This is a genomic window from Novosphingobium mangrovi (genome assembly GCF_022818885.1).
Taxonomy (GTDB): domain Bacteria; phylum Pseudomonadota; class Alphaproteobacteria; order Sphingomonadales; family Sphingomonadaceae; genus Novosphingobium; species Novosphingobium mangrovi.
This window is the reverse complement of the sequence record NZ_JALHAT010000049.1, coordinates 1-7,179: the sequence shown is the minus strand read 5'-3', so window position 1 is coordinate 7,179 and position 7,179 is coordinate 1. Positions and strand designations below refer to the sequence as shown.

Sequence of the window (7,179 nt, the reverse complement as noted above, 5' to 3'; positions counted from 1 at the left end):
GGGCTGGTCTGAAAACGTCGCCGAACACCGGGAAGCCCGGTTTCAGGACGAAATGAGGAAGTCAGAAGGATGATTCCGAGGGCCATTGCCCTCGGGCTCCCCATACCGTCGACCTCACCTCTTACCCGCTGCGTGGGCCAAGAAAGGTGAGGTCGCCCATTCTGGGGTCAAGGGGCGATGGCCCCTTGAATCATCACTTCTTCCCTTCCTCCACCGGCCCGCGATCCAGCCACCACTTGAGCAGGACATAGGCCACGGCGCTTTGCGAAGGCGCATCGAAGGCAAGGCCCGCCTCGCCGCGCTCGGTCTTGGCCGCGACGGCTTCCTCGACTTCGCCGCGGGTGAACCAGCGCACGTCGTCGAGTTCGGTCTCATCCATGGTGATGGCATCGTCCTTGGCCACCGCGTGGCAGGCGATCATCAGCGAGGAGGGAAAGGGCCAGGGCTGGCTGGCGATGTAAGTGACATCCTGGACGCGCACGCCCGCTTCCTCGAAGACCTCGCGCGCGACCGCCTCTTCCACCGTCTCGCCCGGTTCCACGAACCCGGCGAGGGCGGAGTAGCGTCCTTCGGGAAAGCGCGGCTGGCGGCCCAGCAGCAACCGGTCCTCATGCTCGACCGACATGATCGTGACCGGATCGACGCGCGGGAAATGGGGCACGCCGCAGGTGGCCGAGGTGCAGGTGCGCTGCCAGCCGCCCTTGTCGAGCACGGTTTCGCTGCCGCACTGCGCGCAGAAGCGGTGCCGGGCGTGCCAGCCAACAAGCGCGCGCGCGCCGCCGTAGATCGCCAGTTCCTCATGCGAAAGCACCGCCATTGCGCTCCAGCTGGCGGGCCCTGCGTGCGGGGTCTCACCCGGCTGGACCACGGGGACGGGCGCAAAACAGGCGCGGCGCTCGGTGCCTTCGCCGTCGAGGCCCAGGAACACCAGTTCGGCCTCGGGCGACACGGCATCAAGATCGCCCCAGCGCAGCGTGTCCGCAGAGCTCAGCAGTGGGTCGAGCCCGTCGAGCAGCAGCACCCGCGCGCCGGGCCCACGCAGCTGCGCCAGCGCCTCGGGGTTGGTGCGGATGTGATCGGCTCGGTCGAGCGGCGATCCCGCGTAGGAAATCGGCGCGATGGGAATGGTGGCGGGACGGGCGGGCATGTCAGGTTCTCTCCAGAAGCGCGGTCACGTCGGCTTTGAGCGCCGACTGGAATTCGGGAAGCAGGCGGCTGGCCTCGGGCGGCATGAACTGGACGAAGATCTGCGAGCGCAGCCCCTTGGCCATATCGACCATGGCCACCGTGCCCGCCGCGCCCGACCAGCCGAACATACCGCTCTCCGGCCCCATCCCCACGCGTCCGCCCGCACCGAAGCCGGACGCCCGCCCTTGCGTGACCGGGCCCGCGACGCCTTCAGGCAGGAGGTTGCGGGTGCCCGTGCGCACGGCGAGTTCGGAGAGGATGCGCCGCCCGTCCAGTTCGCCGAACTGGGCGAGCAGGCGCAGGAAACGGTCGTAGTCGGCCGGGGTACTGACCAGCCCAGCCCCGCCGAACGGAAAGGGCGGAGGATCGAGATAGATCGACTCCGCGCCTGTATCGATGGGCACGAGCCCTTGCCCGAGCGCCCCGTAATTGGTGGTAAGACGCCCCGCCTCCTCGCGCGGGACCTGGAAGGAGGTGCTCTCCATGCCCGCGGGCGCGAAGATCACCTCGCGCAGGTACCTGTCGAAGGAAAGGCCCGAGACCACCTCGATCACCCGGCCCATCAGGTCCAGCCCCATCGAATAGATCCACTTGGTGCCCGGATCGGCCACCAGCGGCACCTGCGCGAGACGCGAGGCGAAGAGGTCGAGGCTGCCCACCGTCTCACCATTGAAGATACCCGGCACCTTCAGACGGCTGACCTGCCCCGGGATCAGGCCCTTGTCCTCCATCAGGTCCTTGATCGGCCCTTTCTGGACGATGGTGTAGCCGATCCCGGCGGTGTGGGTGAGAAGATGGCGGATGGTGATCGCGCGGGGCGCGTCGTGCAGCGCATCGAGCGAGCCATCGTAGCGGTCCTGCACCTGCATGTCCGCGTATTCGGGGAGGATTTCGTGCAGGGGCTGGTCAAGGCCGAGCAGGCCATCGGCGATCAGCTGCATCGCGGCCATACCGGTGACCGGCTTCGTCATCGAATAGATGCGAAAGAGGCTGTCGGGCCGCATCGCGCTATCTTCGGTGAAGCTCTGCATGCCCGAGAGGACGTATTCCGGCGCCTGCCCCGGAAGCCCCAGCGTCGCGATCATCCCGGGAAAGCGCCCCGGCCCGGTCCAGCGCGCGAGGACCGCGCGCACGCGCGGCAACAGGTCGCGGTCCTGCGCGGCAAGCGCGAGGCGGGGCAGCAGCGGCGCGCCCAGCCCCGCCGCGACGCCCAGCATGAGAAGACGGCGCCGGTCGAGCGCATGCTGCAAACCCTCGACCTCGCGCCTCACGCATCTTCTCCGGTATGGGCCAGCGCCAGCCGCGCGGCCTTGGCAAAGAGCGTGGGGAGCCCGGCCTCATCCAGCTTCTCAAGCGGCCACCACTCGCCTTCGCCCAAGTCCTCAGGCGGGCTCGCTCCGGCGTGGATGGCAAGGCGCAGGTCCAGCGCGAAGTGGCTGAAAACATGCGAGACCCGGCCCGCCGGCTCCCAGGGCCCTTGCGCCAGATCCTCGCCGTGACCGTCCTGCCGCGCAGCCCAGCCATCGTCGGGGAGCGCGCGCATGCCGCCCAGCATTCCCTTGCCCGCGCGGCGCACCAGCCAGACGTGGTCCTCGCCTGCGATCCGCGCCTCGATCCAGAAGGCGCGGCCCGTGCGGGTGGGCTTCGCCTTCTTGGGCGCCTTGACCGGCAGGCGCGCCGGGTCGCCCGAGGCGCGTGCCGCGCACATTTCCGAGAGCGGGCAGAGCAGGCACTTGGGCTCGCGCACCGTGCAGATGCCCGAGCCCAGGTCCATCATCGCCTGGGCAAAGTCGCCCGCGCGGGCTTGGGGCGTGATGTCGTCGGTGCGTTCGCGGATTTCGGGGCGGCTGGCGGGCAGCGGGGTCTCGATCGCGAAGAGGCGCGAGACGACACGCTCGACATTGGCATCGACCACGACCGCGCGCGCGCCAAAGGCAATCGCGGCGACCGCAGCGGCGGTATAGGGGCCAAGGCCGGGAAGCGTGCGCAGCTCGGCTTCGGTCTCGGGAAAGGTGCCGCCGCGCGCGGCCACTTCACGCGCGCAGGCAAGCAGGTTGCGGGCCCTCGCGTAATAGCCCAGCCCCGCCCAGGCGGCCATGACCTCCTCGTCGGGCGCGGTGGCAAGGTCGCTCACACTCGGCCACAGGCGGGTGAATTTGGCGAAGTACTCCTTCACTGCGGCCACCGTGGTCTGCTGGAGCATGACCTCGGATAGCCAGACGCGGTAGGGATCGGGCGCGGGGGTTCCCGGTGGCGCGCGCCAGGGCAGCGTGCGCGCATGTGCATCGTACCAGTCGAGAAGTCGCTCGGCGGTGGTTTCGCGGCTGGCGTCCATGCGCCCCCTATGGCATTGGAGGGCGCGCAAGGGAACGGCCCAAATCGCGCAAAAGGCAAAGCAAGACTCTGGACAGCAACGTGGACAAGAAGCCGAGCAAGACCAAGGGCAAGGCCGCGCCCAGGACCTTCGAGCGCTCGCGCGGCGGACAGGCCCGCGCGATCAGCGACCTCATGCCCAACGTCGGGCGCACCGCCTTTCGCCGCTTCGGCTTCGTGCAGTCGAGCGTGGTGACCCGCTGGCCCGAGATTGTGGGCGCGCGCCACGCCCGCGTGTGTACGCCCGAAGCGATCCGCTTCCCTCCCGGCGAGAAGTGCGACGGCATCCTGCAACTGGTGGTCAAGCCCGCCCACGCCACGCTGATCCAGCACGTGATCCCCGAGATCATGGACCGGGTGAACCGCTTCTTCGGCTACAAGGCGGTCGCCAAGGTCAAGATCCGGCAAGGCGAGGTTAAGCCGCCGCCTGCCACGCAGAGCCGCGCCGCGCCGCCTTCCCTCAAACCCGTACCTTACGAACTGGGCGAATCGCTGCGCGACATCGGCGACCCGGAGCTGCGCGCGGTGCTGGAATCGCTGGCCCGCAGCATGGGCGCCAAAGCCGAACGGAACGACGAGACATGACACCTGCCACCAAGACTCTCTCCCTCCTCGCGCTGGGCGCGGCTACTCTGGCGACGGGCAGCCTCGCCACGCCGACCCCCGCCAGCGCGGCCGAAGGCAAGACCAACCGCAACGGGCAGGTCACGGTGACGGGCAACGGAAGCTACACGCTGGGCAACCCCGCCGCGCCGGTGAAGGTGACCGAGTACATCAGCTACACCTGCTCGCACTGCGCCGCGCTTCACCGCGAATCCGATCCGGTCCTGCGCACCACGGCGATCCCGCAGGGCAAGGTGGCGCTCACCGTCTCGAACCTGGTGCGCAACCCGGTCGACATCACCATTGCCCTCCTCACCTCCTGCGGCGATCCCAAGACCTTCTTCGTGCGCCACAACGCTTTCCTCGCTTCGCAGGACACCTGGCTGCCCAAGGCGGCATCGGCCAGCGAAGCGCAGCGCAAGCGCTGGGCCGAAGGCGAACTGCCCCAGCGCCTGCGCGCGATCGCCAGCGACCTCGATTTCTACGAAAAGGTCGAACACTTCGGCGTGACCCGCAGCCAGGCCGACCAGTGCCTCGCCGACAAGGCCCAGCTCGACAAGGTCATGGCGCAGTATCAGGCCGCCTCGCAGCTCAAGCTGACCGGAACGCCGGGAATCGTCATCAACGGCAAGGTCCTCTACGCCACGAAGGACGGGAAGGTCCTCCAGAGCCCGATGGGCGGCCCGCTCCAGGCGACGCAGTGGAAGGACATGTCCGCCGCGATCACCAAGGCGCTCGCCGCCAACACCGCCGGGCAGATCTGACACCGCCCCTTACCGCCTCCAACTGTGTATAGATGGCGAGGGGGGCCTGCGCGCCCCTCAACCTTGCGCCCGGTTTCTGCCAGAGTGCTTCATCAACCAAGGATTCGCGACACATGACTTCCCCTGCCCTGCGCAAGATCGCCCTCGGCCTCTTCGTGGCCCCGCTTGCTCTTGGCCTCGCGGCCTGCGGCGACAAGGCCGCTGAAAGCGAAGCGCCGGTCGCCAGCGAGGCGCTCGCCACCATCGCGCCGCCCGAGGGCACCGAATGGGCCAGCGTCATCACCAAGACCGAGGACGGCGGCTACCGCATGGGCAACCCCGAGGCGCCGATCAAGCTGGTCGAATACGGCGCGCTGTCGTGCTCGCACTGCGCCGAGTTCGCCGAGGAGAGCTTCGCGGATCTGCGCGATGATTACATCAAGAGCGGCCGCGTGAGCTACGAGATCCGCTTCTTCATGCTCAACCCCTATGACTTCTCGGCCACGATGCTCGCCACCTGCGGCTCGGACGAGGCGGTCATTCCGCTGGCCGAGCAGTTCTGGGCCTGGCAGCCCAACATGTTCGAGAACCTCCAGAGCGCGGGCGAGGAAAAGCTCCAGCAGATTGGCGCGATGCCGCGCGACAAGCAGTTCGCGGCGCTTGCCGAAGCCTCGGGCATGACCGATTTCTTCGCCTCGCGCGGGATCTCGAAGGAGCAGGGCGCGCAGTGTCTCGCGAAGACCGAGACCGCACAGGCCTTCGCCGACCAGACCGACACGGCCGGCAAGGAAAAGAACATCACCGGCACCCCCACCTTCTTCATCAACGGCGCCAACGTCGGCTCGATCCGGTGGGACGAGCTCGAAGCCAAGCTGCAGCAGGCTGGCGCGCGCTGATGATACGGGCGGCCCTTCCCTGCCCTGAGCGGGCGTAGGGCCGCCGTGCATTTCCGGCGTCTCAAGCTCACCGGCTTCAAGAGCTTCGTCGAACCTTCCGAACTGCACATCGAGCCTGGCCTGACAGGCGTCGTGGGCCCCAACGGCTGCGGCAAGTCCAATCTCCTCGAAGCGCTGCGCTGGGTCATGGGCGAAAGCTCGCCCAAGTCGATGCGCGGCGGCGGGATGGAAGACGTGATCTTTGCGGGCACTTCGGGCCGCCCGGCGCGCGCCTTTGCCGAAGTCGTCCTCCAGGCCCGTACTCAGGACAACGAAGAACTCGAAGTCGTGCGCCGGATCGAGCGCGGCGCGGGCTCGGCCTACCGCGTCAACGGGCGCGACGTGCGCGCCAAGGACGTCGCGCTCATCTTCGCCGACGCCGCCACCGGCGCGCACAGCCCCGCGCTCGTCAGTCAGGGCCGCATCGCCGCGGTGGTCGCCGCCAAGCCCGCCGAGCGCCGCGCCATGCTGGAGGACGCCGCCGGGATTTCGGGCCTTCACGTGCGCCGCAAGGACGCCGAGCAGAAGCTGCGCGCGACCGAGACCAACCTCGCCCGGCTCGAGGACATCATGGCCGGTCTCGACAAGCAGGTTGCCGAGCTGCGCCGCCAGGCCAAAGCGGCCGAGCGCTACAAACAGCTCTCCGAGCAGATCCGCCACGCCGAGGCGCGCCTCCTCTATGCGCGCTGGCGCGATGCCGCCGCCGCCGCCGAGGCCGCAAAGAGGGAGGCCGAGGCCGCCGACACCCGCGTCGGGGCGGCCCAGCGCGCCGCGTTCGACGCGCAAAAGGCCCAAGGCAGCGCCGCGCAAGGCCTCGTCACTGCGCGCGACGAGCAGACCGACCGGCGCGACGACGTCCAGGCCCAGGCGCACCGTCTTGCCACCCTCACCAACCAGTTGGACGCGGCCGAGGAGCGCCGCGCCGACCTTAACCGCCAGAAAGCCCGGCTGGAGGAGGACCGCGACCACGCCGACCGCGTCACGCGCGAAGCCGCCGAAGCGCTGGCGAAGCTGGAGACGGACCTTTCCCAAGGCGCCGCGAAGCTGGCCGAGGACGAGGCCCTGCGCCCGCGCCTTGCCAACGCACTGGAAGGCGTGGAGCGCGCCGCCCGCAGCGCCGAACTCGACCTTGCGCAGGCCACCGCCGCGCAGGCCGGGGTCGATGCCGAATGGCGCATCGCCGCCGCCGAACTGGAGCAGGCGCAGGGCCGCCTCGACCGGCTCGCCGCCGAAGCTGCAAAACTGGAGCAGCAGCGCGCCGCCCTCGCCCAGGAGGACGATCCCGACACGGCCCTTGCCAGTGCCCGCGCCGAAGCCGAAGCGGCCAGCGCCGCGCT

The 7,179-nt window shown here is 69.1% G+C and carries 7 protein-coding genes; 4 read left to right on the top strand and 3 right to left on the bottom strand.

The features are described from left to right. Positions 1-193 precede the first annotated feature (193 nt). Genes nudC through MTR65_RS18120 form a run of 3 tightly spaced genes read right to left on the bottom strand, consistent with a single transcriptional unit; the run spans position 194 to position 3,523 of the window. A complete protein-coding gene (gene nudC, locus MTR65_RS18130) occupies positions 194-1,147 on the bottom strand; it encodes an NAD(+) diphosphatase (protein WP_243802674.1) in 954 nt (317 codons plus the stop codon). Position 1,148: 1 nt separating this feature from the next. Beyond that, positions 1,149-2,459: a serine hydrolase domain-containing protein gene (locus tag MTR65_RS18125; RefSeq protein ID WP_419145061.1), complete on the bottom strand. Its 1,311-nt coding sequence runs from the start codon at positions 2,457-2,459 to the stop codon at positions 1,149-1,151. After that, the gene (locus MTR65_RS18120) at positions 2,456-3,523 is read right to left on the bottom strand and encodes an A/G-specific adenine glycosylase (protein ID WP_243802673.1); all 1,068 of its coding nucleotides are present in this window, start codon (positions 3,521-3,523) and stop codon (positions 2,456-2,458) included. The genes MTR65_RS18125 and MTR65_RS18120 overlap by 4 nt, the downstream gene beginning before the upstream one ends. An 80-nt stretch (positions 3,524-3,603) precedes the next feature. On the opposite strand from MTR65_RS18120, the gene MTR65_RS18115 reads away from it, so the two are divergent. From MTR65_RS18115 to MTR65_RS18100, 4 genes are all read left to right on the top strand, one after another. Next, positions 3,604-4,146: a DUF721 domain-containing protein gene (locus tag MTR65_RS18115; RefSeq protein WP_419145060.1), complete on the top strand. Its 543-nt coding sequence runs from the start codon at positions 3,604-3,606 to the stop codon at positions 4,144-4,146. Further along, a complete protein-coding gene (locus tag MTR65_RS18110; protein WP_243802671.1) occupies positions 4,143-4,928 on the top strand; it encodes a DsbA family protein in 786 nt (261 codons plus the stop codon). The genes MTR65_RS18115 and MTR65_RS18110 overlap by 4 nt, the downstream gene beginning before the upstream one ends. 113 nt (positions 4,929-5,041) lie before the next feature. Beyond that, a complete protein-coding gene (locus MTR65_RS18105; RefSeq protein WP_243802669.1) occupies positions 5,042-5,803 on the top strand; it encodes a thioredoxin domain-containing protein in 762 nt (253 codons plus the stop codon). Positions 5,804-5,848: 45 nt separating this feature from the next. Continuing rightward, the coding region (locus tag MTR65_RS18100; protein ID WP_243802668.1) for an AAA family ATPase at positions 5,849-7,179 on the top strand (1,331 nt) is incomplete at its 3' end.